This is a genomic window from Streptomyces sp. NBC_01707 (assembly GCF_041438805.1).
GTDB lineage: Bacteria > Actinomycetota > Actinomycetes > Streptomycetales > Streptomycetaceae > Streptomyces.
Map to the genome: position 1 here is coordinate 1,574,781 of NZ_CP109190.1, position 25,121 is coordinate 1,599,901.

A 25,121-nucleotide genomic window follows, 5' to 3' on the forward strand; every position below is an offset into this window, starting at 1 on the left:
GCCCCGGGCCGCCGCGCAGATCGCGACAGATCGTCCCGGCGCACCGGTGGTCGAGCGGATCTTCGCCTGGCTTCCGGGCTCCGAACGCATCCGTACCCGCTGCGAACGCGGAGCCGACCGCCGCGAAGCCTTGCCCGAGCCCGGCTGCTGGAGGAGTGCCCGGACGCCATCGGTGGCGTCCGGCGGATCTACCGCCTCAGCCCTGCGCGCGCACGGGCTGTCCGCACCGCGGCGGACAATGCGTCGATGTCGTAGGCGCCGCGGTGCAGCAGGCCGTTGATGAAGAAGGTGGGCGTTCCGGACACCCCGCTCAGATCGGCCGACTCCATGTGCTCGGCGACCCGGCCGGCCCCCGCGTGGGTACGCAGACTGCGCTGGAAGCGCTTGGCGTCCAGGCCCAGCTCGTCCGCGTAGCGCTTCAGGTCGGACACCTGTAGCGCGCCTTGGTGCTCCAGGAGGCGGTCGTGCATCTCCCAGAAGGCCCCCTGCTCCGCCGCTGCCTCGGCCGCCTCGGCGGCGAGTTGCGCGTTGGGATGGACGTCGGTGAGCGGCAGATGCCGCCACACGTAGCGAAGATCACCGAAGTCGGCGAGAAGGTCGCGGACCACGGGTTCGGCCTGGCCGCAGAAGGGGCATTCGAAATCGGCGTACTCGACCAGGGTCACCGGGGCGTTCTTCGGGCCCCGGACGTGGTCGCGAGCGGGGTCGACCGGGACCGCGAGATCGATCACCCTCTCCGCGGTGCCGAGCAGCACCCGTGCACGCCTGTGCGGCGACAGGAGCCTGATCGCCGTCGCCACGGCGCAAGTTGCGAGGAAGGAACAGATCACCGCGCTCAGGATGCCCATCTTCGCCTCCTCGAGCCGGTCTCCTTCGAAGGCGAGTGTGGAGATCAGCAGGGCGACGGTGAACCCGACCCCGGCGATCGTGCCGCCCCCGGCCAGGGCGCCCCAACCGACCGGAGGTCTCAACCGACCGCGGCTCAGCCGGGCAAGCAGCCAGGAGGCACCGGTGATACCCACCGGCTTGCCGACCACATAGCCGAGCAGGATGCCCAGAGTGATCGGGGACGTTGCCGCCCGCGACAGCAGACCTGCGTCGACGGTGATGCCGGCGTTGGCGAGGGCGAAGAGCGGCACGATCACATAACTCGTCCACGGGTGGTACATCTGCTGGAGCCGCTCGTTGAGCGACACCGCCGAGGCCAGTCCCTGACGTGCCGAACGCTCCAGTTCGGGTGTGGGCTGCTCCCGGAACGAGATGAACAGATCACTTGCCCGTTCCAGGTCACTGCGCGCCGCCGGGTAGGCATAGGTCAGCAGCCCCATGGCCAGACCGACGACCACCGGATCGACACCGGACTTGAGCAGGGCGACCCAGGTCGCGACCCCCATCAGCAGGTACGCCACTCCGCGGCGCACGCCTGCTGCCCTGACCAGCAGGATCAAGCCGAACAGAGCCACCGCCGCCAGCAGGGCGGGCACGGCGATGTCGTCGCTGTAGACGAACGCGATGACCACCAGGGCCAGCAAGTCGTCGACCACGGTGACCGTGAGGATGAACGTGCGCAGCGCGTCGGGGAACCGTCGTCCCAGGATCGCCAGCATGCCCAGGGCGAACGCGGTGTCCGTGGACATGGCCGCACCCCATCCGTGGGCCGAGGCATCGCCCGCGTTGAACGCCAAGTAGATACCGACGGGGACGATCATGCCGGCGAGCCCGGCGGCCAGTGGCAGCATGACCCGCTGCCGCTCCCGTAGTTCGCCCGTGTCGAACTCCCGGCGCGCCTCCAGCCCGATGACGAAGAAGAAGAACGTCATCAGGCCGCTGTTCACCCACTCACGCAGGTCCAGCGACACCCCTGCCGATCCCAGGGTCACCGACAGATGCGTCTCCCAGAAGGATGCGTACCCCACGGGAGCCACGTTCGCCCACACCAGCGCCGCCACCGTGGCGGCCAGCAGCACCGCCGCGCTGCCGGACTCGGTTGCGAGGAACGCGCGCAGCGGGGTCCGGGTCTCCGGGTCACGTGTGCTCTGCTCCTGGAAGGGCTGAGGGGAGGAGGGGGCGTGTGTCACCGGGCCATCATCGCGTGTCGTGTGCTTGTTGGGCTGCAACGGCCCACCAGGGCCGCACGGCATTCGACCGCTTCAGATGACGACCGGACCCGGCCCGTTCATGCCAGGCGTCGACCAGGTTCTCTCCTCGGACGACCGGCTCGCCGACGCCGAGCATGTTCCCCTCGCTGTCACGGAACCAGTCGCCGCGTTCACCCCGTGCAGCCTTGCCGGGGTGGTCTCCCTCGATCTCGGCGATCCCGTCCCTCGTTCGCGATCCGGGTACGTCGACCTTTTCGAACACCACGCCGCGCCGTCCGCGACGCGCCCGACCGCCCGGGCCAGGAACTCGTCTTCCTCGCACGACGTCCGAGGGGCAGCCAGGGCTGAGGCCGAGTACGGTGCCGGCGAGGGAGCCCCTCCTGGCGTCACCGACGGCGCTCTCCTGACGACGGCCTCGGCGCCCCGCCCGCCGGACCCGAACGGCGAGGTCGCGCGGAGGGATCGGTCTCACCGTCCTGACCAGGCCAGCAGTGTGTCCGCCGGCCATGAGGTGACGACCCGTTCCGCCGGCACACCGCACTCCTCGGCCCGGGCACAGCCGAAGATCTGCCAGTCGAGCTGACCCGGCGCGTGGGCGTCGGTGTCGATGGCGAACAGCACTCCGGCATCCACGGCGCGACGCAGCAGACGCCGGGGCGGATCGAGCCGTTCGGGCCGGCTGTTGATCTCCACGGCGGTGCCGGACTCGGCGCACGCGGCGAACACCTCGTCCGCGTCGAACTGCGACTCCGGGCGCCCTCGGCCGGTGATCAGACGGCCTGTGCAGTGCCCCAGAACGTTCGCCTGCGGATGACGGACGGCGGCGACCAGCCGGCGGGTCATGGTCCGCGCGTCCATCCGCAGTTCGGAGTGCGCGGACACGACCACCACGTCGAGCTGTTCCAGCAGTTGCGCTTCCTGGTCGAGGGAGCCGTCCGGGAGGATGTCGCACTCGATTCCGGTGAGCAGCCGGAACGGCGCCCAGCGGTCGTTGAGTTCGGCCACGGCCGCCAACTGGCGGCGCAGCCGTTCCGGCGACAGGCCGTGTGCCACGGTCAGCCGGGGAGAGTGGTCGGTGAGGACCGCCCACTCGTGTCCCAGCTCCATGGCCGTACGGCCCATCTCCTCGATCGGGCTTCCGCCGTCCGACCAGTCGGAATGCAGATGGCAGTCGCCGCGCAGCTCGGCACGCAGGCCACCGCCGCCTTCGGTGAGCGGACCGGCCGTGTCCTCCTCCAGCCGCCGGAGGTAGTCCGGGACTTCACCGGCCAGCGCTTCCCGTACGACCTGTGCCGTCTTCGGCCCGATGCCTCTGACCGACTCCAGCGTCCCCGCCGTCACGCGTTCCGTGATCTCGTCGCCCCCCATCGCTCCGATCGCACCAGCCGCTGTACGGAACGCCTGGACGCGGTACGTGGCTGCCCGGTCGCGTTCCAGCAGGAAGGCGATCCGGCGCAGGGCATCCACCGGATCCATCGGCTCCTCCCGTCCCGCCACGCGGGGGCTGCGCACCGGGGTTCTTCCCACGTCGGCACACCCCTGAGGCGGCGGCGTCTCGTACGCTCCCGCTCGGCCGCCGGGCTGCACCGTCGGGCGGCGCGCCGGAGGAGACGCGGCGGGCACAGGCCGACGCCTCCTCCGGACCGTGTCAGTGACTCCCGGCGGCCGGTTCCAGGACGAGGACAGGAATCTGCCGGTCCGTCTTCTCCTGGTAGTCGGCGTAGTCGGGGAAGGCCTCGACCGCGCGCTCCCACCACATGCGCTTCTCGTCGCCGGTGACCTCACGGGCGTTCATGTCCTGGCGTACCGGGCCGTCCTGCAGCTCCACCCGGGGGTCCGCGGTGATGTTGTGATACCAGACGGGATGCCGGGGAGCTCCGCCCAGCGAGGCGACCACGGCGTACGCGCCGTCGTGCTCGACCCTCATCAGCGGTGTCTTGCGGATCTTGCCGCTCTTGGCTCCACGCGTGGTCAGGATGATGACCGGCATGCCCCGCATCGTGGTCCCGTCCGTCCCTCCCGAACCTTCGAACAGTTCGACCTGATCGCGGACCCACTGCTCGGGGCTCGGCTCGTACTCACCTTTGAGAGGCATGGCATCTGTCCCATCGTCGGCATTCGGGCAGCGCGGACACCGATGTGTCCCGCTGCACCGCGAACTCTTCCATCATCGCGCCGTCCCGGGACCTGGGCGAGTACGCGTGTCAGAGCGGCAGTTCGGTCCCCTGCGCGGCGGGATGCGGGCGGGTCGGTGGGTCCGCTCGACAGGTCCGCCCGCTCGTGGATGGAGAGCGCGGGTGACGAGCACGGACGCCGATCCGTGCAAGCTCAGCGCAGCTGCGCCTCCCAGTCCGCCGGAACCATCCCCTGCGGACCCGGGGTCGGCTGAGCCGCCGGGTGGCAGGTGGGCGCGAGTAGCTCCGGCCCCTCGTAGTACTCCTCGGTCTCGACGTTCCACATCCAGTCCTCCCCCGGCTCGAAGCTGGCCAGGAAGGGATGTCCCGCGTCGCGGGCATGCTTCGTTCCGTGCTGCCCGGGTGAGGAGTCGCAGCATCCGATGTGTCCGCAGGCGGCGCAGCGGCGCAGATGGAACCACCACCCCGGTCCGTCGCCCGCCATGCAGTCCGCACACCCTGTGCCACTGGGAGCCGCGGTGGGATCGATACCTGGAATCCGGTCAGGTGCCATGGGACGTGTCTCCGTGATCAAGCGTGAGCACACCGACCTCAATGGTCTTGGCTCGACGCGCTGAGGCCTTCCGTCTCCCCTTCTGCATCGTACGGCCGGGTGGGACGGTGCGCCTGTGTCGGTAGTCCCTCACCTCACCGGGCCGACGGCTGCGTCTCCCGGCTGCTCACCAGCCGCCGCCGGAGTGCGGCGAGTCGGGGATGTCGTTCATGCATTTCGGCCGAGTGGCGGTCGAGTTCATGCCCGAGTCGTTCGGCGCGCTTGTCGATGTCCAGCTCATCCAGAATGCGATCGACCTCGGCGAGCAGGGCACCGTGCAGTTGCCACTCCCTGGGGTGTTCCTGGACGTCCTCCAACAGGAGGTCGGCCACCACGTCCCGGGCGGCGCGGCTGGACACCAGTGCGGCGGCCAGCCGCGACTCGGCTTCCTCGGCGTTGGCGGACACCGGGGTGGTGATCAGCGTGGAAAAGCTTTCGATCGCCTCGGCCATCTGGGCGAAGAGTTCTCGCAGTGACCGCGCCACGTCCTCGGGGAACAGCGATTCCTCGGTGCGGGCCTTGGCCAGATCCGTCATGGTGCGTGCCAGCACGCGGAGCACGACCGCGCAGATCTCCAGCGTGTCGAGTCCGGTACGCAGGACGATCCGGTAGAGGAGTCCCTGGCGGACCCGGGGGTTGAGCATGAGGCTCTCCTCGGCCTGCCGCAGCGAGGCGTCGACGGCCACGATGTCGTGGTCCAGCCGACGGGCGTCGTGCAGTCTGGCCGCCGCCTGGGGGACGGTGAGGTGTCCGCCGGACTCCTCACCCATGGCACGGAACATCCGTCCCATCTCCCGTGCCAGCGTGTCGATGGACGCCCCGGCGGTCTGCACCCATACGGGCGGTGCGAACAGCAGGTTGAACAACAGGCCGACGCCCGCACCGATCAGGGTCTCGAGTACGCGGTCCCACGCGGTGTAGGCGATCTGGGACACGCCGAGGACGAGCATCGCGCTGATCGCCACCTCGGGCACGAACTCATCGACCCGCACCATGCGTCCGATGATCAGCGAACTGAAGATCGTCAGCCCCAGACTCCACCAGGTCAGGCCCACCAGCGCGCTGAATCCGATGGCGATGAGCACCCCGACGACGACGGAGTTGACTCGCCGGATGCCTGTGGTGAGCGTCGCGTACAGGGTGACCTGAACGACCAGGAGTGCGGTGAGCGGAGCCGTCAGCGGAGCGGGCTGAGGAAGGGTCCACACCGCGACGACATAGGCGATGACCGCCGCCGCCGTCGAACGCAGGGTCTGCGCCGCGACAGGTTCGGTGGTTCGCCGGACGAGCTTGACCACAGGTGCGGAGAGTTCTGGCATCTCACTCCCCTTCCCTCGCACGACCGCTTGCAGCCCCACGAATGGACCGGACGGGTGCCGATGTGTCGGGATCGACCGGCGCAACCGCCACCGAAGACCCCGAGCCGGCCGGCCGATCCGGGGCTCGCGGGCCTCGCGGCGTACCGGCGGGGGAACCGCCCGGTGGCGCGGGACGCGCAACCTCACCTCATTAAGGGCGTGCAGATCTTTAACCCGTCTTCTTGATCTTGTTTTGAGCAGGGCCCGTGTCCAGGGTCCAGCCGGTCCGTACTTGACCGCTGTCATCCGCTCTGAACGGCACGGAGGGGTACGACTGCGGGGAGACATGTGGTCCCAAAGGCCTATCGCACCGGCAGCCCGGCGGCAGGTGGCCGCCGCCAGCAGCGACGACACGCGCCCGCAGCAGCCCCTCAGCCCCAGGGTGCCGTGGAAGGATCTCGGCGGGCCGGACGGCCGACCAGACCGGATCGAGAACACGGTACGTGGGAGAAGAGATGTCCCTTCCGGACCCGGGGCGGGAGGCCGAGGCCGCGGCGGCCCTGGGCTTCGACCTCAGCGAGTGCGTCGAGGAGCCCATTCATCTGCTGGGCAGGATCCAGTCCCACGGCACCCTGCTCGCGGTGGAGGCCGATACCGGCACCGTGGAGACCGCAGCTCTGAACACCGGCTGTTTGCTGGGGATCGCGGCCCAGGAGTTGGTCGGGGGATCCATCACACGGGTGCTGTCCCCCGAGGACTGGGCCGAGGCTCTTGAGGTCAGCGCTCAGCACGAGGCGGCAAGCCTGGTTCTCCCTGTTTCCATCGACGTGGCAGGCGCCCCCCGGATGTTCGACGTGACCGCACACCGGCAGGGGCCCCTTCTGATCCTGGAGTGCGAGCCGCGAGCCGTCGCGTTGCCGCATTTCGCGCGCTACTACCAGGGGGTTCGGCGAGCCCTGACACGGCTTCGGTCGTCGACGACGGCCGCCGAGTGCTGCCAGGCGGCCACCCATGAGATCCGGGCGCTGACCGGCTTCGACCGTGTAGTCGCCTACCGCTTCGAGGGCGAAGACGGGCCAGGAGAGGTGGTCGCGGAGGAACTCACCGACGGCCACGAGCCCTGGCTGGGGCTCTGGTTCCCCGCCAGTGACATCCCGCCCCAGGCGAGGCAGCTCTACCGCGACAACTGGATCCGGGTGATCGCCGACGTGGACGACGTCAGTGTGGGCTTGCACCCCCCGCGACGGGCCGGCTCGGGCCTGCCACTGGACCTGTCGAATTCCGTACTGCGCACCGTGTCCGGCTTTCATCTGGAGTACCTGCGGAACATCGGTGTGAAGTCGTCGATGTCGGTGAGTGTCCTGCGGGAGGGCGAGCTCTGGGGGCTGATCGCCTGTCATGGCGACGCCCCTGCAACCGTTCCCCCGGAACTGCGGGCGGTATGTGAGTTCTTCGGTGTCGCCTTCTCCCTGCAACTCGCGGTCATCGCGGAACGAGAGCAGGCCGAGGCGCTCGCCGCGTCCCGTGAGCGGCTTGATCAGATCATCTCCCGGGTCACGTCCGATCTGGAGAACTCGCTTCTGGCCGGGGACGACGCCCTCAGAACACTGCTGGACGCCGATGGTGCGGCGCTCTGCCGCGGCGGACGCAGCACCTCCAGCGGGATGAGTGTTGCGCCCGCTCTGCTGGAGACCCTCCAGGCACGCTCGGCAGGGCTGTCACCGGGCACGGTCTGGAGTACGGACCGCCTGTCCGAGGAACCGGACCGACCCGGCGGCGACACGACGGAAAGCGGTCCTGCGGGGGTCCTGATGGTGACGCTGAGCCGCGCGGGCGACTTCCTCGCTTGGTTCCGCAGGGACCGTCCCACCGCCCGCCAATGGGCCACCGACCCTTCCAAACCCATCCAGGTCGGCCCGCGAGGCGAGCGGCTCACTCCTCGCGGATCAGGTGCCGTCTTCCGCGCGGTGGTACGTGGACAGAGCCTGCCCTGGACGCCGACCGACCGCGCCACCGCGCAGGAGCTCTGGCGCACGCTGACCGGTCTGGTACTCCGGCACGAGGCCGAACTGACAGCGCTCAACGAACAGCTACGTGTCGCCAACTCCGACCTCGACTCGTTCGCCCATGTGGCAGCCCACGACCTCAAGGAACCACTGCGGGGCATCTTCAACGCCGCGACCTTCATCATTGAGGATGCCGCAGCGGACCTCGACTCGACGACCGTCCGACGGATGCTCACCATGCGGCGACTGGCCGGTCGGATAGACGACCTGCTCGACTCGCTGCTGCACTTCGCCCGGCTGGGTCGAGGCGGACTGCACCGCATCCGTGTTCCACTGGACCGGGTACTGGACTCCGCACTCGATGTGGCCGGGGAACGTCTGGCCGAGGCCCATGTGCGGGTCATCAGAAGAGATCTACCCGAGGTGTACGCCGATGAGCACCGGCTCTACGAGGTCCTGGTCAACCTCTTGGTGAACGCTGCCAAGTACGCCGCCGACCAAGGAGACCGCACGGTCGAGGTCCTGGTCGACACACTCCGCACGCCGGCAGGCGGGACCCCCCAGCAGACCGTCGTGGTCCGCGACAACGGCATCGGCATTCCGGCCGACCAGCAGGGCGAGGTTTTCGAGCTGTTCCGCAGACTGCACGGGCAGGACGAGCGCGGCGGAGGCACCGGTGTGGGTCTCGCGATCGTCAAACGGATCGTCGAACGGCACGGTGGCGAGCTGTGGCTCGAAAGCGAACCAGGCTGCGGGACCAGCTTCTGCTTCACTCTGGGTCAGGACGGCGGCGACTGAGCGGCAGGGCCCTCGTCCCCGCCCTTCACTCTTCTCTGCCAGTAGTCCACGGCCCCCTTCAGAACGGTGCGGAAGAGCTCGAAGTTGACCGGCTTGTAGATGTAGCTGTCGGCCCCTGCTGCGTAGGTTGCGTCGACCTCGTCCGGCGCGGTCAATGACGTGAAGACAACCACGGTCACGTTGTTCAGTTCGGGCATGGAGCGGATCGATCGGAGTACCGCGGTTCCACTGAGACCGGGCATGTGCAGATCCAGGAGGACTAGCCCCGGTCGTCGGGTGGCTTCCAGCAACCGCTCGGCCACTCCGGCCCCCCTGTCCGTGAATTCCAGCGTCAGACCCGGATGAGTACGTCCGAGCGCCCGCTGAATCGCCTCAGCGTCCTCCGCCGAATCCTCGACCACCCAGACGAAATCGTGATCGATCCTCGGATCCCCGGCTGACCCGCTCACGCGACCATCTCCGCCTGTGCGACGAGCACGGCAATGTCGTCCGCACCCGCCGCGCGGAATTCCACAACAGCCGCTGCCAGCCGTTCGGCAAAACCTTGAGCCTCACCGGCCCCCTGCTGCGCCACCGCGTCCTGCAGGCAGGATTCGAAGAATGTTCCGTCAGCCGCTCTCGCCTCGGTCACCCCGTCGGTGAACAGCACCAGCGCGTCCCCCGGCGCCATATGCGCCGACCCAGATCCGTACTCGATTTCATCCAGTACGCCCAGTAGATCCCCGTGGGCCGCGAGCTCCTCCACAGCGCCATCCTCACGCCGCACCAAAGGCGCCGGATGCCCGGCACTCCAATAACGCAGGCGAAATCCCCTTCCGTCCGACACCAGTACCGCTACGAGCGCTGTCACGAAGCGGAACGTGCCCTCCCTGACCAGAGTCTGGTTCAGCCGTCCCAGCGCGTGCTCGGGCGTACTGCCGTCCTCGAGCAGGGTGCGCAGGGTATGGCGGGCCAGACCAGTGAGTGCCGCAGCCTCCGCCCCGCGACCACAGACGTCACCGATAAGGAGCGTCACACTGCCCTGCGCCCCCGGGACAGCGTCATAGAAGTCACCGCCCACATCTAGCGATTCATCGCCCACTTCGTATGCCGAACTCAGAGTGAGACCCGAAATCTGCGGTAGCTCTCTCGGTAGCAGATGCCGCTGGAGAGAGACCACGTGCCGGCGCCGCTGTTCATGGAGGGTGCTCGTATCGATGGCCAACGCGGCCCGGTCTGCAAGATCGGCAAGGAACAGAGAGGCCACCTCAGCGATGTCCACCCGGTGGTACAGGAACGTCAGAGTGCCCAGAGCCCGCCCCCGAGCCTTGAGCGGATTCACACTGAGCGCACGCACAGCACGCCCCGCCCCGGACGAGGTGGTCCCGAAGGGACCTCCTGCCAGCTCGTCACCTTGCAACACCAGCCCCTGCCCGCCGTTGACGACCTGCTGCAACACATCCGTGAGCCAGAGGTCCTCGGCCGCGACCACACCGAGCCACTGCTGCTCGCCCGCGTCCATATGTGAGAAGGCCACGGGAGTCAGTCCGCGGGAAAGACACAGATGCAGGACGCACCCCTCGGCGACAGCGGGAACAGCCGTCCGAGCCACCCGTCGCACGGTCCTCTTCACATCAAGGCTCGAATCCATCTGCAACGACGCCTCCGCCAGGAAGGCGTCACTCACCTGACGCAGCTCATCCTCGCGCCGCGCCACGATGCGCCTGTTGGAGACCATGGTGACCTCAGCCACCTGCTTCAACCGGGTCCGTAGCGTCACATCGGCTGCGTCCCTCTCTGCGGTGCCGACCATGAACGACGCCCAGCCGCCCTGCCCCAGCGGCACAGCACACAAGGCCACACTCCGCGCGCCCGCTGCTGCCAGAATCTGGGCATGCGGCATAGCACCGTCGAGTTCCGACACCTCGTGAACCGTGACAGTCGGATCGCCGCCCGGAGCCCCGGCGGCGGCAGATTCGCCAAAATCCTGTTCGAATTCCACGAACGATGGCGTGGGCTCCGCCAGGGTGACACTACGCAGATAGTGCAGCAGCCCACCGCTCCAGCGGGTGCCCACGACGGCCAGTACGCCGGGCATACGGAGCAGCATGTCGTAGAGGGAACCGGCCAGCTCGGTCACGTCCTGCGCGCTGTCGGCGAGACTCCAGAGCTCATGCAGACGGCTGGACCACCATCCGTCATCCGCCTGACAGGAAGCTTTGCCCTCGTGCTGCTCCACCGCTGATCCGCCGTTCCGTAATACCACTGTCGGCTCCGGCCCGTCAGGGGAAACGCTATGTCACGCCGCGGCTGAGCGCCTCCAGGCGCGATCCCCGCGGCGGCGTTCCGCACGAGACGCGCGAGCCTGATCGCCATGGGCCCCCACGCGCAGAGGCGCCGCCCGCCCGGTGCTGGGAAGTGCAGTGGACGCCGTCGCCGGTGAAAGCGGCGGCGCCGTCGTTCCAAGCAGCTCATCGCCACTGAGTGGTGCCGACGGCGGCCCACCCTCGCGCCCGAGCCGACTGGAGCGACGAGAAGCGAACGTCTCCGGTTCCACCAGGCCAGGTCGCCTCTTCGCCTCTTCGCCTCTTCGCCTCTTCGCCTCTTCGCCTCTTCGCCTCTGCTGCAGGGTGCGCAACCCGTGGCTCGTGGCCTCGTCGAAGGGCTCGTGAACCAGGCACTTCGAATACCACGGGAAGGCGGCCGGCAGCCGTAGGTGACCCCAAAGCTCTGATCTCCTGGGCGGTAGAAGCGGACCAGATCCTGGCCAGCGATCCGGCTCACGAGGTGGACTCGGGGCTTCTCGCTGCTGCCGTTTGGCGCGTCAGCGTAGCGTCGGACGCCCCATTGCATCTCATTTGGTTAGTCCGCGGTGGCAGATGTGGGTGCAGGCGATGCCCGTGAAGGCGAGGAAGTGCTCGGCTTTGCGCTCGTAGCGCCGGTGGAGACGGCGGCAGCCGGCGAGCCAGGCCATGGTGCGTTCGACGGTCCAGCGGTGGCGGCCCAGTCGCTGTAAGGACTCGACGCCCTTCCTCGCATGCGTTGCCGGATGCCGCGTTGGCGTAACCATCGTCGCAGGTGGGGGTAGTCGTAGCTTTTGTCGGCGTGGAGCTTTGCGGGTTTGCGGCGCTGCGGTCCGCGGCGGGAGCGGATCGGCGGTATCCCTTGCACGAGGGGGATCAGGGCCTGGCTGTCGTGCAGGTTCGCTCCCGAGATCCTGACAGAGAGGGGCAGACCGGCCTGCTCGGTGATCAGATGGATCTTTGACCCGTACTTGCCCCGGTCGACAGGATTCGGACCTGTCAGGTCCCCCTTTTCAGGGCTCGCATGTTGACTGAGTCGATCGCGCACCGGGACCAGTCCAACCCGCCGCGGGAGCCGAGCTCGTCGAGGACCAGGCGGTGGAGCTTGGCCCACACCCTGGCCTTCGTCCACTCGGAAAAACGCCGATGAGCCGTGGCCCCCGACGGCCCGAACGAAGCAGTGGGCAGCTGCTGCCACGTGCACCCTGACGTGGCCACGAACACGATCGCGGCCAGCACCTCACGATCACCATGCCGCCGCCGACCACCACCCTGAGGCCGCGACGGCGCATCCGGCACCACCCGCTGAAACAACTCCCACAACTCATCCGGCACCAGCCGCTCAACAATCCCCACCATGAACGACAGCCTACCGACTCCGCCAAATGAGACGACTTCTTAGGAATGCGGCAACCCACGGGAAACACCTTCAACAGAAAGTTGACCCGCTGCCGCGTCACCGCTCCCCCGCACTCGAGCGGGCCGTCCGTCCGCGCTCGCGCCCCACCCACCCGTTCTCACGCGTACCCGTCCGTCCCCGCCCCGTTACGGAGGCATCCGTGTCACAGGCACCGTCCTCGCCCGCCCCCGCCCGCCACCCCGTCGATCAGGTGCTGCCGCCCGGCCGGCTCGGGATCCTCGGTCTGCAGCACGTGCTGGTCATGTACACAGGCTGCGTCACCGTCCCCCTTGTCTTCGGCTCCGCCGCCAAGCTGGACACCTCCACCATCGGGCTGTTGATCAACGCCGACCTGTTGGTGGCCGGCCTGATCACGCTGATCCAGGCGCTCGGCATCGGCAAACTCCTCGGCGTGCGGCTGCCGGTCGTCGCCGGAGCCACCTTCACGGCGGTGACCCCGATGATCCTCATCGCGGGCAAGTACGGCATGCAGGCCGTGTACGGGTCCATGATCGCGGCAGGTGTCTTCGGCCTGCTCGTCGCCGTGCCCTTCTCCCGCGCCGTACGGTTCTTCCCGCCGCTGGTCAGCGGTTCGGTGATCACCGTCATCGGGCTCTCGCTCATCGGAGTCGCGGCCGGGCTGATCGCCGGTCTCGACCCCACAGCCAAGGATTACGCCGCCCCCAGCCACCTCGCGCTGGCGGGCGGCATCATCCTGCTCATCATCGTCGTCAGCCGTTTCACCCGTGGCTTCTTCGCGCAGATCGGCGTGCTCCTGGGCCTGGTCGCCGGCACCCTGGTCGCCGTTCCGATGGGACTGACCGATTTCTCCTCGGTCGGGCCGGCCGACTGGCTGGGCGTCTCCACGCCGTTCCATTTCGGCGCCCCGCAGTTCCCGATCGCCGCCGTCATCTCGATGTGTGTCGTGATGCTGGTGACGTTCACCGAGTCCACCGCCGACATGCTCGCCGTCGGTGAGATGACCGACCGCCCGCTCTCCAAGGCCGACGTGGCCCGGGGGCTTGCCGCCGACGGCGTCTCCGGCATCCTCGGCGGCATCATGAACGGCTTCATGGACACCGTATTCGCCCAGAACGTCGGGCTGGTCGGCATGACCAAGGTCCGTAGCCGCTACGTCGCCGCCGTCGCCGGAGGCATCCTGCTCCTGCTGGGCCTGGTCCCCAAGCTCGGCGAGATCGTCGCCTCGCTCCCCGAGCCGGTGATCGGCGCGGCCGGTCTGGTCATGTTCGCCACCGTGACCGCCGTGGGCATCAAGACCCTGCGCACGGTGGAGTTCGAGGGGACCAACAACCTGATGGTCGTCGCTGTCTCCATCGGGATCGGCATGCTCCCCGTCGTCGCGCCGTCGATCTATCACGCCTTCCCGACCTGGTTCCAGATCATCGGCGGCAGCGCCATCACCAGTGCCACCCTCGCCGCGTTCCTCCTCAACCTGCTCTTCAACCACACAGGGGGCCGCGGCAGATCCGCGACGGCCGGGCCGGTGTCGGCCGCGGAGGTGGCCACTTCCGGCCCGACCTGACAAACCCCGAGCCTCGAGTCCTGCCGCCCCTGGGGTGAGGGAGTCGACGGCCCACCGACGCCGGGAGGGCGAGGCCGATCGGCCTCGCCGTCTTTCGTGCATGTCCGTCCGTCAGGCGTTGAGGACACCCGCGCCCAGCAGGGCGAAGAGCAGCACGCCCACGATGATGCGGTAGATCACGAACGCGTTGAACGAGTGCTTGGCGACGAACTTCAACAGCCAGGCGATCGAGGCGTACGCGACGACGAAGGAGACCACCGTGCCCACGGCGAGCGGGACCGCGCCCACCCCGCCGCCGACCGCGTCCTTCAGCTCGTACAGCCCGGCACCGGTCAGTGACGGGATTCCGAGGAAGAACGAAAGCCGGGTCGCGGCAACCCGGTTGAGGTCCAGGATGAGTCCGGTGGACATGGTGGCGCCGGAGCGGGAGAAGCCGGGGAAGAGGAGCGCCAGGATCTGGGAGCAGCCGACCAGCATCGCGTCCTTGAGCGTGGTGTCCTCCTCGCCTCGCCTGTGCCGGCCCATCTGATCGGCCGCCCACATGACGCCACTGCCGACGATCAGCGATCCGGCCACCACCCACAGCGAGGCGAGCGGACCTTCGATGAGCCGTTTCGCCGCGAGTCCGACGATCACGATCGGGATCGTTGCGTAGATGACCCACCAGGTGAACTTGTAGTCATGGTTGTCCCGTTGGTCGCGATGGGCCAGGCCCCGTACCCACGCGGTGACGAATCGGACGATGTCCTTGAAGAAGTACACGAGGACGGCGGCGATCGCACCCACCTGGATGACGGCGGTGAAGGCAACGACGCCCTTGTCGTCCACCGGGATGTCCATCAGCCCCTCGGTGATCTTCAGGTGCCCGGTGGAGGAGATCGGCAGGAACTCGGTCACCCCCTCCACGATCCCGAGAACGATGGCCTGTCCGATGGTGATGGCGCTCAAGTGATCCGTCCTTGCGAAGCATTCGATGGGATGACGGTGGTGGTGCGGTTCGGTGGCGCTCTCGGCTCAGGGCCGCAGTTCCGGGAAGCGAGGCCCGCGCAGCCGCCGACAGCCGGTGGGCGGGCGCACCGGTGCCGTACCGGGCGGTGCCCCGGGGTCGGGCGTGTGACGGAGCATGGGATTCCTGTCATGGCGGCGGGCGTCACGGGTCCCCGAGCATGCGTGGCACACTCGGGGAAGGCCATTGTCTTCTACGCGCGCGTAGAAGACGGGTGTGACTGTAGAGGATGAGCAAGGAGGCAGCCAACGGTGGATGCGGTCGAGCGTGCCGGGACGCACGAGACGGACAGCCGCCTGGCCAACGGGAAGCGGGAGGCCGAGGTGCTCGCCGTGCTCCGGTCGGCGCAGGAGCCGCTCACCCCGAGAGCCGTACGTGAGGTCATGGACGACGACTTGTCGTACAGCACCGTCGTGACCATCCTGACCCGGCTGTACGAGAAGGACGTCCTCACCCGGGTCCCACGAGGCCGGGCCTTCGCCTACACGCCCGCGACCGACGAGCCGGGTTTCGCCGCCCGGCGGATGCGCCAGGCCATGGAGGAGGTTCCGGATCGCGAGACGGTTCTCACCCGTTTCGTCGACGACCTGTCGAGCGGTGACGAGGCGCTTCTGCGCCGCCTGCTCGGCGGCGACCTGGACTCCGACCGGTAGGGCCACGGAGGCTGCCATGCATCTCGCGGTCTACCTGCCGCTGCTCTTCCCGCTGCTGGCGGGACCCGCGGCCCGGCCGCTTGCCGACCGGCTGGAACCGCGGCTGGCCACCTGGGTGCTGACGACGGCGTCCGCGGTGTTGGCCGCGGGCAGTACGACGGTACTTGGCCTGCTCGCCCTCGCCGGCCTGGTGCGTATCCCGAGGATCGCCCGACTCGCCGATCTGTCCCCGGCCGTGCTGGGGCGCGACGATCCGGCGTGGTTGCCGGTGGCCGCGCCGGCCGCGGTGCTGCTGCTCGCCGTGACCGTGGTCGCCTCCCGATTCCTGGTACGCCGGGTCCGGGCGGTGTGTGCGGCCGTTCTGGAGTCCGCGTGCTTCCCGGGTCAGGATCCGCTCGTGGTGATGGAGGAGTCGGCCGCCGACGCGTTCGCGATGCCCGGACTGCCCGGCCGCATCGTGGTCTCGACGGGCATGCTGGCCACGCTCGACGAGACCGAGCGGGCAATCCTGTTCGCGCACGAGCGGGCCCATCTGCGCGCGCACCACTACCTGTTCGCCGCAGCCGCCCAACTGGCGGCAACCGCCAACCCGTTGGTACGCCCCTTGGCGGCCCAGGTCTCCTACACGATCGAGCGGTGGGCGGACGAGGCCGCGGCAGGAACAACCGGCGACCGGCGGCGGGTGGCGGTCACCGTGGGAAAGGCGGCGCTGGCGACACAGCGCTCCGGGGGGCAGCGGCGACTGCCTTCCGCGGCCCTGGGACTTCTCGGCCGCCGGGGTGCGGAGCGCCGGACGGACACGGATCGGACGGGGCTGGACAGGGCGGGCCCCGTGCCGCGGCGGGTGGCTGCGCTCCTGTCCCCCGCACCGACGGGCGGGAAGTGGCGAGCCATGGTCACCGCCGCCTACCTCACGGCTGCCGTCCTGTGCACGGTCGAAGCCGCCCAGGATCTGCACGAGGTGCTGGAGCGGGCCAGAGGCGGCTGACGGGCCGTTCCGCGGGCCTCGGGCCCCGGAGCCGCACTGCGTACAGGTGGACGGTCAGCGACTGCCGTCGAGGCTCGGCAGGGCCCGGGAAAGCTGGACACGAGCGGGTTCGCGCAGGACTCTGCCCTGAAGGCGGGCCGCAAGGTCCCGGATCGCTGGGAGACGGGCGAACAGCGCATCCCCCGGGCAGTCGGTGGCAAAGCCGTCGCGATGGGCGGAGATGGCATAAAAGCTGGCCGAAGTCCCCTTGGGGTAGAGGCTCTTGTCATTGGTGGACGTCAGTCGCACCTTGCCGCGGGGGTCGACGTCGCGCAGGCCGAGTTTCCAGGCGGCGAGGGCTGCGATCGCACGTTCCATGGGTGCCGGCACCTTCGTCCCTCGTCCGAAGGTGCCGATCGCCGCGATCCCCGCGGTGCCCTGGTTGAACCCCTGGGTGTGGGACCCGACGACGGGGCGGTCGACACCGCCGGCGCGGCCTTCGTAGATGTTTCCGCATCGGTCGACGAGGAAGTTGTAGCCGAAGTCTCCCCAGTGCTGGTCACGGGTCTGGCCCGTGTACAGGTTGCGCAGGATGTGCGGCACGTCGGCGCAGTCGTAGGCATTCGGAGTGTCCGTATGGTGAATGAAGATCGCACTCACCCCATTCGCGTAGTGGGCCCGGGGATCACGCTTGCTCTCGTCGGCCCGCCACTGCGCACGGGACACGATGGTGGGGCGAAGTGCCGCATGGGGGAACGCCACCGTCATCGCACTCAGCGCGACGAGTGACGGCGTGGAATCGACGGTCGGCGCCGGCCCCGTACCGACCTGCAGCACCGAAGCAGGGCTACCCGGCATCGTCCCGCCGACGATCCCGGCCGTCGTCACCCTCGCCGGTGCCGCCACGAGTGGAACTGCCGCTATGGAAGCCGTGAGGGGCAGCACGATTCGCCACATACGCACAGGGGGCCTTCTTTCCATTTCGCCGAGCGGGCGGCGGGAGCACGTGAGCCCGCTGAGGGCTGACCCGTCATCCCTGGTGGATCAGCGCACGGCGTCAGATGCGGCGCATCGCAAGGCGGAAGGACATCCGCATACTGCATGTACTCGGACGTTCCGACAACGGCGAAGCGCCGTGGCTGTCGTCGCGCGCCCGCCAGGGATGGCGCGACAGCCATCAGCCTTGCGGCAGTGGGTTCGCCGCGCGCGCCGGGCTACTGCATGCAGGCGAGTACGACACAGCCGACCTCGGTGTACGCCTGACGGCACCCTGGCCGACCCGTGCGGCACGTTGCGGGGGCGCCGGTACGGGCGCGGACCTGCCCCGCGGCACGTCGTGGCAGGACGGCGCCCTCGCCGGCCACGTACACGGCGCCGCACGTCCGACCGCATGCCAACACTGCCCGGTACTTGACGGGTTCCGCACCACCGGGCCCTGTGACACGATCCTGAAATGATCTCCAACTCGCCCATACCTTCGGTCGTTCCCGCGGGCCGGATGGCCCGGATGCGACAGCCGGTGCTCGGTCTTTCCGGCGGCCTGGAACTCCGTCCGTGGCGCCGGAGTGACGCGGGCGTCCTCGTGGCGGCCGGCCAGGATCCCTCGATTCGGCGATGGAACCTTCTGCATGTGGACTCGCCGGAGGACGCACGCGAGAGGATCGAGCGCATGCACGAGCGGTGGCAGACCGAGCTGAGTGCCATGTGGGCCATCGCCCGCACGGACGGCGGCGAAGCCACGGGCCTGATCGGGTGGAGTGGCATCGACCTCAAGGGCGGCGGTGCCGAGATCGTCTACTGGGTCCTGCCCGCGGTACGCGGCGGCGGTGTGGCGGTCGAAGCCACGAAACGCGTCAGCCGGTGGGCCCTGGACGACCTCGGCCTGCACCGGCTCCGGCTGTGCCACTCGGTGGCCAACCCGGCGTCCTGCCGGGTGGCGGTCAAGGCCGGATACTCCCTCGAAGGCACCATGCGCAGCGCGCTGCTGCACGCGGACGGCTGGCACGACCAGCACCTGCACGCCCTCGTCCAGGGCGACATCGGCATCTGAGGCCTGCCGCGACAGCGCGCCGGTCGCAGCCACTCCCGTACACGGAGCCCTCAAGGTGTTCACCGGTCGGACGGACGAGCCGGCGTGCGGCTCACGCGACATGGTGACCGGTCGGCCCGTGCGGCCCGCCCTGGCGAGTGGCGCCCACCGGCAGGCCGATCAGCGGCAGGTCGTCGGTGGAGGTCAGGAGCAGGCGACCAGTCCGGCCGCGTCCACGGTGAAGACAGCCCGCCCGGCGGCCACCTGTCGGTCCCGGTCGGGTCCGGGGCGCACCAGCCGGTCCAGCGCGCGGACCAGCGCCATCTCGTCGGCAGCATGCTCGGTGAGTCCTGCGGCAGCCATCTCGCCGACGCCCTCGGCGCCGTGACCGGCGATCGGCCGGTATCCGACGACCGGTACGCCGGCGGCGAGCGCCTGCTGTGCCGTCTGCCCCGCGGCGTTGTCAACCAGGGCGCTCGATGCCGCCATGAGGTCGGGCAGGTCCTCGACCCAGCCCAGCGCCAGAACGCCGGGAAGCATCGCGGCACGGTCCCGCAGCTGTTCGTCCCTGCCGCACAGCAGCACCGGTATGTGGCCCGCGCCGGCGAGCAGCAGCGCCGTTTCCGTCAGCCCGTGTCCCACGCCCCAGGCCCCGGCCGAAATCAGCACGGGTGGACGGCCGGGGCCGCGCCGCGCGAACTCCCGCGCCCAGCGGGACGACCGGCCGCGCGGGTTCTCGTGGCCGACCGAGGCGAAGGCCGGGGGCACGATCGGGCCGCAGACCTCTGCCGGGCGTCCGGTCGTGGCGCGCACGCGTGCCGCGGCGGCCTCGGTCAGGCACAGGTGCAGGTCGTTGCCGGGATGCAGCCACTGTCGGTGCACGGCGAAGTCGGTGACCACGACCGTGCTGGGCGGGCAGACACCGTCCCGGGACCGCAGCCGCCCCGTGACCTGAGCGGCCTGGTGGAAGGTGGAGACGAGCGCGTCCGGTCGCCAGCGTTCCACGACGCTGCGCAGGCGTGGCTCCAGGACCGCGGCCAGCGGCCCGGTGCCCGGTGCCCAGTTGTTCCGGTCGCCCGGGTCTCCGCGGTCGCGGAAGAATGCAGAGTAGACCGCTCCGTAGGCCCAGGGGCAGCGGCGCAGCGTCGTGCGGTACACGGCGCGCAGCCCACGCCCGGCACCGGGGGGCAGCAGGTCGAGGAGGTCCACGCATACCGTCAGGTCGCCGCCGGACCGCAGACGCCCGGCCAGTTCGGCGGCGACGGCATCGTGTCCGGCGCCCATGCTCGCGCTGACGATCAAAATCCGACGTCCCATTCTTGGATATTCCTCCGCATGGACCCTCCGCGCATGGCGGCCGGTGCGCCACACCCGGACGGGCGGGCCGTTAGCCCAGTGGCGTCGCGCGCGTTTGCCGTTGCGTCGGTTGCATGAAGGATTACTCAGTACGGGTCGGTACAGGCGGTGCTTCGAGAGCACCAGGATGTCGGCGGCCCCGGAGGACGGAAGGCCCATGCGCAAGAGCCCCCTACCCCGCGGAATGCCCGCAGCCGAGGCCGGTGCGGCACTGTCGGCTGCGGCCGGTCCGTCTGCCCGCGCCCCGCGTCCGGTCGTGTTGATCACCGGGGCCTCCTCCGGTATCGGTGCCGAAGTCGCCTCACGGCTCGCCGTCGGCGGCCGATGGGAACTGCTGCTGAACGGGCGGGACGAAGACCGGCTCGGCAGTGTCGCCGCGCGTACTTCCGGTGTCGCGCTGCCGATGGACCTGGCCTCCGAGGAGGGCTGCCGCAGGCTCGCCGAGGCCGCGCTGGCGCACAGTGGCAGAGTCGACGCCCTCGTCGCAGCAGCGGGCCTCGGCTGGGCGGGCGCCTACACCGACATGCCGCCCGCCACCGTGGACCGCCTGGTGAGTGTCAACGTCTGCGCCGTTCTCCATCTCGTTCGCCTGGTCCTGCCGCAGATGGTGTCCCGCGGATCGGGCCGGCTGGTGCTCATCGGCTCTGTCGCCGGCCGGTTCGGCGTGCGGGGCGAGGCGGCGTACGCGGCGACGAAGGGCTCCCTGATCGCGTTCGCGGACAGCCTGCGCTACGAGCTCCGGGGCACCGGCGTCCAGCTCTGCCTGGTACTGCCGGGGCCCGTCGACACGCCGTTCTTCACCCGCCGTGGCACGCCGTACACGCGGTCCTGGCCACGGCCGGTATCCGCCGGGCGGGTCGCGGCAGCGGTCGAGGAGGCGCTGGCCGGTGGGCGGGACGAGATCGCCGTGCCACGCTGGCTGGGCGTGCCGGGCCGGGTGCAGGGTATGGCCCCGCGGCTCTTCCGCAGGCTGGCCACACGCTTTGGCTGAGCGGGCCCACGGCGACGGGCACGCGCGCAGGGGTGGTGACACATGATCATCCTGTCTGTCGTACTGGCACTGCTCGCCGCGCTGGGGAACGCGGGAGCCTCCGTGCTGCAGCGCCGCGCCGCGGCGGTCGACCTGCCCGGGCTCGCGGGCAGCCATCTGTTCGGAAAGCTGGGGTTCATCCGCCGGCCGGCCTGGCGCTGGGGTGCGGCGCTGCTGGTCGTCTCCGGGCTGGCACAGGCCCTCGCCCTGGCGACCGGACCACTGGCTGTGGTGCAGCCGGTGATGACGACGGAGCTGCTGTTCACACTGGTGCTGGCCGCGATCGTCTTCCGGCGGCCGCCCGGGGTTCGTACCTGGGGAGCGTTCCTCGGGATGGCGCTGGGTCTGGCGGTCTTCCTGCTGCTGGCCAGTCCGACCGGGGGCCTGGAGACCGTGCCGCCGAAGAGGTGGCTGCTCGGCGCCGTCCCGGCCGCCGCCGTGTCGACCGTGCTGATCGTGGTGGGTATGCGACTGCTGGGCTCCGCCCGCGCGGCGGTACTGGGGTCGGCGACCGCCATCGGCTTCTCCTTCACCGCGGCGCTGATCAAGGACACGCTCGGCCTGGTGTCCGGCGGGGTCGAGGGGCTGTTCGCGACATGGCAGATCTACACGGCCGCGGCCGTGGGCCTGGGATCCTTCCTGCTGCTGCAGGCCACGTTGCGGGCCGGCTCGCTGGCGGCGTCGCAGCCCGCGCTCACGCTCGGCGACTCGTTGCTGAGCGTCATTCTGGGTGTCGCGCTCTTCGAAGAGCAGATCGACCTGGGCTGGCGGGTGCTGCCGGAGGCTGCGGCGCTGGGGCTCATCGCGCTCGCCAGCGTGCATCTGAGCAGTTCACCGGTGGTCTCCGGAAAGGAAGAACAGCGATGGTAGGACGCTCCGGTGCAGGGCGGACGGCGGTGTCGTCAGGCGCGGCGGCCGGCGCGGTGGGTGCGGCCGCGGCCGCCGCGTGGCACATCGGGCCCGCCGCCACCTGGCTGCCGCCCGTACGGAGGATCCTCAGCCCGGCGTTGGACGGCCGCGGTCATCCCGCCCATGTGGCGCTGACCTTCGACGACGGGCCGGATCCGGCCAGCACCCCACACTTCCTGCGCGTCCTGGACGAGCACCGGGTGCGGGCCACCTTCTTCGTCGTCGGCAGCTCGCTGGAACGGCATCCTGACCTCGGCCGGGCGCTTGTGGCGGGTGGTCACGAGGTCGCGGTGCACGGCTGGCAGCACGGGCGCCCCTGGTTCCCCACGCCGCTGCGCGACGTACGGGAGGTGGCGCGCACCGTCGGCGCGGTACGGCGAATCTGCGGGACCGTTCCGCAGTGGTACCGGCCGCCTTACGGCATCCTCACCGGCGGCCGCCTGGTCGCAGCCCGCCGCGCCGGGCTGCGACCGGTGCTGTGGTCGGCCTGGGGCCGGGACTGGACGGCGTGCGCCGATGCTCGCTCCGTGCAGGCATCGGTCCTCGCGGATCTGACCGGCGGTGGCACCGTACTGCTGCACGACGCGGACGGCTGGAGCGCGCCGGGTGCCTGGCGAGCCGCGCTGGGCGCGCTGCCCGGACTGCTCGCCGAGTGTCGCCGACTCGGTCTGACCGCCGGCCCGCTCGCCGAGCACGGCATCAAGCGCGTGCACACCGGCACACGCTGACCGGGCACGGCGCCGCCGGTGAGAGCGACGGCCTCGCCGGTGGGGACGCCCGGAACGGGAGCCGGTCCCTGATCCCGCCCGCCCTCGTGACACTCGCCGCCGCGTTGCTGTCGCCGTCCCGCGAATCGGCCTCCGGCATCGCATGGCCCTCTGCGGCGCACGCTTCCCGGATGGCCCGCATCGGAGTAACCGCACCGGTCTCGACCGACCGCCGTCGGCTCGACCGGGCTACAGTCGGCCACGTACGACAAGCTCCCGACCCCGGACACCGTCCCCGGTGTCCGGCCGGACCTCGGGCCGGCCGCCGCGTTCGGCCTCGCGCCCGGTGCCGGGCCGGCCGCTCAGCGACGTATCGCCACCGATGCCTCTGACGTGGAGCCCTTCATGACCACACCGCAAGATCTGCTGATCGTCGCCTTGGACGTGGAACCCAGCCGTCCCGTGGAGCAGGGCGATCTGTCGCTGGCACTCGCGGGAGCCGAGGTGATCGATCTCATCGACGCCGAGGCACTGACTCTGGACGACGACCGCATCGTGCCGAGTGCCCGGTGGACGCTGGCTGATCACTTGTTGGACGAGGCCGCTTCGTCACTCGTTCGGCAGATGCCCTACGAGTCGGTCGAGGACTGGCTGTGGCGCCGGGGCCGCGGACTGTCCTCGGCCTATCTGGCCGCCCTGGAGGCGGAAGGGCAGGTCACTCGGCAGCACGGCCGCTGGATTCCCACGCGGACCATCCGGACGGCACCGGTCGACTCACCCGCTCGCCGCCACGCCTCTGAACGCTGGACGTCCGGTGAGCCCGTCCTCGCGGTCCTCGCTGCTGCCGTCGGGATCCGCGAAATGCCTGCTGAGGACTCCCCGAGCGGGGCCGACGACGCGGTCGAGACGGTGCTCGCCGCCGTCAACGACGCAGTGATGGAGCTGGAGGCCGTACGGCAGCGGCGAGCCATCGAAGATGCGGCCTTCGACAACATCTGGCGCGGCCAATGACGGGCACGGGCGGACCATCAGCCATCTCCACAGGCCGGGAGCCGCAGCCACCGGCGATGAACCGCAGATGATGCCGTGATTGAACCGGATGACGCCCTGTGTCGCCGACTCACCGACGTCACGCGGTTTCCCAACTGATTCATCCGCCACGTCCGATGTGGCCGCTCGCCCGGCGTGCATGAGCGTGTGGAGACTTCGCAGAGAGGTGAGCCCGATGGACAGGCGTACGTTTTCCAGAATTCTCACGGCAGGGGCTGTCGGAATATCGTTACCGGCGCTGCCGGTGACATCGGCCTCGGCACCCGGCCGGGAAGGGCTCACGATGCCCCCCGCGGGACGGCGGGGTAACACGTCCTTCGGCACACTCAAGCAGGTCGATGCCGGGGTCCTGAACATCGGATACGCCGAGGCCGGCCCCGCCGACGGCCCTGTGGTCGTCCTTCTGCACGGCTGGCCCTACGACATTCACAGCTATGTCGACGTGACACCGTTGCTGGCCGCGAAGGGCTACCGGGTGGTCGTCCCGTATCTGCGCGGTCATGGCACGACGCGCTTCCTTTCGAGCAAGACGTTCCGGAACGCCCAGCAGTCGGTGATCGCTCTCGACATCATCGCGCTGATGGACGCGCTGAAGATCGAGAAGGCTGTCCTCGCCGGTTTCGACTGGGGCGCGCGGACGGCCGACATCATCGCGGCCCTCTGGCCGGCACGATGCAAGGCGCTGGTCTCGGTGACCGGCTATCTGATCACCAACCGTGAACGCAACAAGGCGCCACTGGCGCCGGAGGCCGAGTGGGCGTGGTGGTATCAGTACTACTTCGCCACGGAAAGGGGCAGGCTCGGCCTCGAGCGGTACAAGCACGCTTTCGCGAAGCTCATCTGGAAGAACGTCTCCCCGACATGGCATTTCGATGACGCAACGTTCGAGCGCACTGCGACGGCCTTCGACAATCCGGACTGGGTGCCCATCGTGATTCACAACTACCGCTGGCGACTTGGCCTGGCCGCGGGCGACCCACAATTCGATCAGCTCGAGAAGCAACTTGCCCGAAGCCCTGCCATCTCGCTCCCGACGATCACCCTTGACGGTGAGCTGGATCCGTTCACTCCGCCCGGAGACGGCGCCAGTTATCGCGGCCGCTTCACGGGCAGGTACGCCCACCGAACTCTGAAGGGCATCGGCCACAACCTGCCGCAGGAGGCCCCTGAAGCCTTTGCCGAAGCGGTGGTCGAGGTCGACAGCTTTTGACCGGCCGACCCGCTGTCTGCTCACGGCCGTCCAGTGGATGTCCCGGTGGACG

At 69.5% G+C, this 25,121-nt stretch carries 20 protein-coding genes and 2 pseudogenes; 10 read left to right on the plus strand and 12 right to left on the minus strand.

Going from position 1 to position 25,121, the window contains the following annotated elements; translation table 11 throughout:
* Window positions 1-188: 188 nt before the first annotated feature.
* From nhaA to OG963_RS07290, 6 genes and pseudogenes are all read right to left on the minus strand, one after another.
* Window positions 189-2,078 (minus strand): Na+/H+ antiporter NhaA, encoded by a 1,890-nt coding sequence (gene nhaA / locus OG963_RS07265; protein ID WP_319738182.1) that lies wholly within the window; start codon window positions 2,076-2,078, stop codon window positions 189-191.
* 130 nt (window positions 2,079-2,208) lie between these two features.
* Window positions 2,209-2,373 (minus strand): annotated as a pseudogene (locus tag OG963_RS07270) (VOC family protein); the annotation flags it as partial.
* Window positions 2,374-2,567: 194 nt separating this feature from the next.
* Window positions 2,568-3,575, minus strand: a complete 1,008-nt coding sequence (locus tag OG963_RS07275) for a PHP domain-containing protein (RefSeq protein ID WP_093770279.1) — start codon at window positions 3,573-3,575, stop codon at window positions 2,568-2,570.
* Window positions 3,576-3,747: 172 nt separating this feature from the next.
* Window positions 3,748-4,194, minus strand: a complete 447-nt coding sequence (locus OG963_RS07280) for a nitroreductase family deazaflavin-dependent oxidoreductase (protein WP_371798671.1) — start codon at window positions 4,192-4,194, stop codon at window positions 3,748-3,750.
* Window positions 4,195-4,427: 233 nt separating this feature from the next.
* A complete protein-coding gene (locus OG963_RS07285; protein WP_030924469.1) occupies window positions 4,428-4,787 on the minus strand; it encodes a UBP-type zinc finger domain-containing protein in 360 nt (119 codons plus the stop codon).
* A gap of 134 nt (window positions 4,788-4,921) precedes the next feature.
* Window positions 4,922-6,145 carry an aromatic acid exporter family protein gene (locus OG963_RS07290; protein WP_319326300.1) on the minus strand — a complete coding sequence of 408 codons (1,224 nt, stop codon included), beginning with the start codon at window positions 6,143-6,145 and terminating at the stop codon, window positions 4,922-4,924.
* Window positions 6,146-6,639: 494 nt separating this feature from the next.
* Here OG963_RS07290 and OG963_RS07295 point away from each other — a divergent pair, with 494 nt between their 5' ends.
* Complete coding sequence (locus tag OG963_RS07295) at window positions 6,640-8,928, plus strand: ATP-binding protein (protein WP_371798672.1); 2,289 nt, start codon at window positions 6,640-6,642, stop codon at window positions 8,926-8,928.
* Here OG963_RS07295 and OG963_RS07300 read toward each other — a convergent pair.
* The 3 genes and pseudogenes from OG963_RS07300 to OG963_RS07310 form a co-directional block, all read right to left on the minus strand.
* On the minus strand, window positions 8,910-9,377 hold the full coding sequence (locus OG963_RS07300; RefSeq protein ID WP_093770275.1) for a response regulator: 468 nt from the start codon (window positions 9,375-9,377) through the stop codon (window positions 8,910-8,912). The two genes, OG963_RS07295 and OG963_RS07300, sit on opposite strands and share 19 nt — an antisense overlap.
* A complete protein-coding gene (locus tag OG963_RS07305; RefSeq protein ID WP_319326304.1) occupies window positions 9,374-11,146 on the minus strand; it encodes a PP2C family protein-serine/threonine phosphatase in 1,773 nt (590 codons plus the stop codon). Before OG963_RS07305 ends, OG963_RS07300 begins: the two co-directional genes overlap by 4 nt.
* 615 nt (window positions 11,147-11,761) lie before the next feature.
* A pseudogene (locus tag OG963_RS07310) lies at window positions 11,762-12,569 on the minus strand (IS5 family transposase).
* A gap of 200 nt (window positions 12,570-12,769) precedes the next feature.
* Between OG963_RS07310 and OG963_RS07315 the strand changes: the two are divergent.
* Complete coding sequence (locus OG963_RS07315) at window positions 12,770-14,152, plus strand: nucleobase:cation symporter-2 family protein (RefSeq protein WP_362271114.1); 1,383 nt, start codon at window positions 12,770-12,772, stop codon at window positions 14,150-14,152.
* A gap of 111 nt (window positions 14,153-14,263) precedes the next feature.
* Here the strand turns inward: OG963_RS07315 and OG963_RS07320 are convergent, their stop codons facing one another.
* The gene (locus tag OG963_RS07320; RefSeq protein WP_030924460.1) at window positions 14,264-15,100 is read right to left on the minus strand and encodes an undecaprenyl-diphosphate phosphatase; all 837 of its coding nucleotides are present in this window, start codon (window positions 15,098-15,100) and stop codon (window positions 14,264-14,266) included.
* Between the two features lie 309 nt (window positions 15,101-15,409).
* On the opposite strand from OG963_RS07320, the gene OG963_RS07325 reads away from it, so the two are divergent.
* Together OG963_RS07325 and OG963_RS07330 are read left to right on the plus strand one after the other, a co-directional pair.
* Window positions 15,410-15,811, plus strand: coding sequence for a BlaI/MecI/CopY family transcriptional regulator (locus tag OG963_RS07325; protein ID WP_093770273.1), 402 nt, complete (start codon window positions 15,410-15,412; stop codon window positions 15,809-15,811).
* 16 nt (window positions 15,812-15,827) lie between these two features.
* Complete coding sequence (locus OG963_RS07330; protein WP_093770272.1) at window positions 15,828-16,799, plus strand: M56 family metallopeptidase; 972 nt, start codon at window positions 15,828-15,830, stop codon at window positions 16,797-16,799.
* Between the two features lie 54 nt (window positions 16,800-16,853).
* Here OG963_RS07330 and OG963_RS07335 read toward each other — a convergent pair whose 3' ends face one another.
* Complete coding sequence (locus tag OG963_RS07335) at window positions 16,854-17,735, minus strand: peptidoglycan recognition protein (RefSeq protein WP_256328022.1); 882 nt, start codon at window positions 17,733-17,735, stop codon at window positions 16,854-16,856.
* Between the two features lie 496 nt (window positions 17,736-18,231).
* Between OG963_RS07335 and OG963_RS07340 the strand changes: the two genes are divergently transcribed.
* Window positions 18,232-18,828, plus strand: a complete 597-nt coding sequence (locus OG963_RS07340) for a GNAT family N-acetyltransferase (RefSeq protein WP_093770270.1) — start codon at window positions 18,232-18,234, stop codon at window positions 18,826-18,828.
* A 183-nt stretch (window positions 18,829-19,011) separates the two neighbouring features.
* Here the strand turns inward: OG963_RS07340 and OG963_RS07345 are convergent, their stop codons facing one another.
* Entirely contained in the window at window positions 19,012-20,124 is a 1,113-nt protein-coding gene (locus OG963_RS07345; protein WP_093770268.1) for a galactosyldiacylglycerol synthase, read from the minus strand.
* Window positions 20,125-20,320: 196 nt separating this feature from the next.
* On the opposite strand from OG963_RS07345, the gene OG963_RS07350 reads away from it, so the two are divergent.
* The 5 genes from OG963_RS07350 (at window position 20,321) to OG963_RS07370 (ending at window position 25,069) form a co-directional block, all read left to right on the plus strand.
* Window positions 20,321-21,154: an SDR family oxidoreductase gene (locus tag OG963_RS07350; RefSeq protein ID WP_093770266.1), complete on the plus strand. Its 834-nt coding sequence runs from the start codon at window positions 20,321-20,323 to the stop codon at window positions 21,152-21,154.
* A gap of 42 nt (window positions 21,155-21,196) precedes the next feature.
* Window positions 21,197-22,063, plus strand: coding sequence for a DMT family transporter (locus tag OG963_RS07355; RefSeq protein ID WP_093770264.1), 867 nt, complete (start codon window positions 21,197-21,199; stop codon window positions 22,061-22,063).
* The gene (locus OG963_RS07360) at window positions 22,057-22,830 is read left to right on the plus strand and encodes a polysaccharide deacetylase family protein (protein WP_093929148.1); all 774 of its coding nucleotides are present in this window, start codon (window positions 22,057-22,059) and stop codon (window positions 22,828-22,830) included. The genes OG963_RS07355 and OG963_RS07360 overlap by 7 nt, the downstream gene beginning before the upstream one ends.
* Before the next feature lie 384 nt (window positions 22,831-23,214).
* A complete protein-coding gene (locus tag OG963_RS07365) occupies window positions 23,215-23,820 on the plus strand; it encodes a GPP34 family phosphoprotein (RefSeq protein WP_093770260.1) in 606 nt (201 codons plus the stop codon).
* 214 nt (window positions 23,821-24,034) lie between these two features.
* Window positions 24,035-25,069, plus strand: coding sequence for an alpha/beta fold hydrolase (locus OG963_RS07370; RefSeq protein WP_093770258.1), 1,035 nt, complete (start codon window positions 24,035-24,037; stop codon window positions 25,067-25,069).
* The last annotated feature ends 52 nt before the right edge of the window (window positions 25,070-25,121 follow it).

What these genes read in the sequence shown, in the direction of transcription:
- OG963_RS07370 (WP_093770258.1), top strand. Translation starts at nt 24,035, where the DNA reads ATGGACAGGCGTACGTTTTCCAGAATTCTCACGGCAGGGGCTGTCGGA.
- OG963_RS07290 (WP_319326300.1), bottom strand. Translation starts at nt 6,145, where the DNA reads ATGCCAGAACTCTCCGCACCTGTGGTCAAGCTCGTCCGGCGAACCACC.
- OG963_RS07340 (WP_093770270.1), top strand. Translation starts at nt 18,232, where the DNA reads ATGATCTCCAACTCGCCCATACCTTCGGTCGTTCCCGCGGGCCGGATG.
- OG963_RS07275 (WP_093770279.1), bottom strand. Translation starts at nt 3,575, where the DNA reads ATGGATCCGGTGGATGCCCTGCGCCGGATCGCCTTCCTGCTGGAACGC.
- OG963_RS07285 (WP_030924469.1), bottom strand. Translation starts at nt 4,787, where the DNA reads ATGGCACCTGACCGGATTCCAGGTATCGATCCCACCGCGGCTCCCAGT.
- OG963_RS07295 (WP_371798672.1), top strand. Translation starts at nt 6,640, where the DNA reads ATGTCCCTTCCGGACCCGGGGCGGGAGGCCGAGGCCGCGGCGGCCCTG.
- OG963_RS07345 (WP_093770268.1), bottom strand. Translation starts at nt 20,124, where the DNA reads ATGGGACGTCGGATTTTGATCGTCAGCGCGAGCATGGGCGCCGGACAC.
- OG963_RS07350 (WP_093770266.1), top strand. Translation starts at nt 20,321, where the DNA reads ATGCGCAAGAGCCCCCTACCCCGCGGAATGCCCGCAGCCGAGGCCGGT.
- OG963_RS07355 (WP_093770264.1), top strand. Translation starts at nt 21,197, where the DNA reads ATGATCATCCTGTCTGTCGTACTGGCACTGCTCGCCGCGCTGGGGAAC.
- OG963_RS07365 (WP_093770260.1), top strand. Translation starts at nt 23,215, where the DNA reads ATGACCACACCGCAAGATCTGCTGATCGTCGCCTTGGACGTGGAACCC.
- OG963_RS07335 (WP_256328022.1), bottom strand. Translation starts at nt 17,735, where the DNA reads ATGTGGCGAATCGTGCTGCCCCTCACGGCTTCCATAGCGGCAGTTCCA.
- OG963_RS07330 (WP_093770272.1), top strand. Translation starts at nt 15,828, where the DNA reads ATGCATCTCGCGGTCTACCTGCCGCTGCTCTTCCCGCTGCTGGCGGGA.
- OG963_RS07360 (WP_093929148.1), top strand. Translation starts at nt 22,057, where the DNA reads ATGGTAGGACGCTCCGGTGCAGGGCGGACGGCGGTGTCGTCAGGCGCG.
- OG963_RS07280 (WP_371798671.1), bottom strand. Translation starts at nt 4,194, where the DNA reads ATGCCTCTCAAAGGTGAGTACGAGCCGAGCCCCGAGCAGTGGGTCCGC.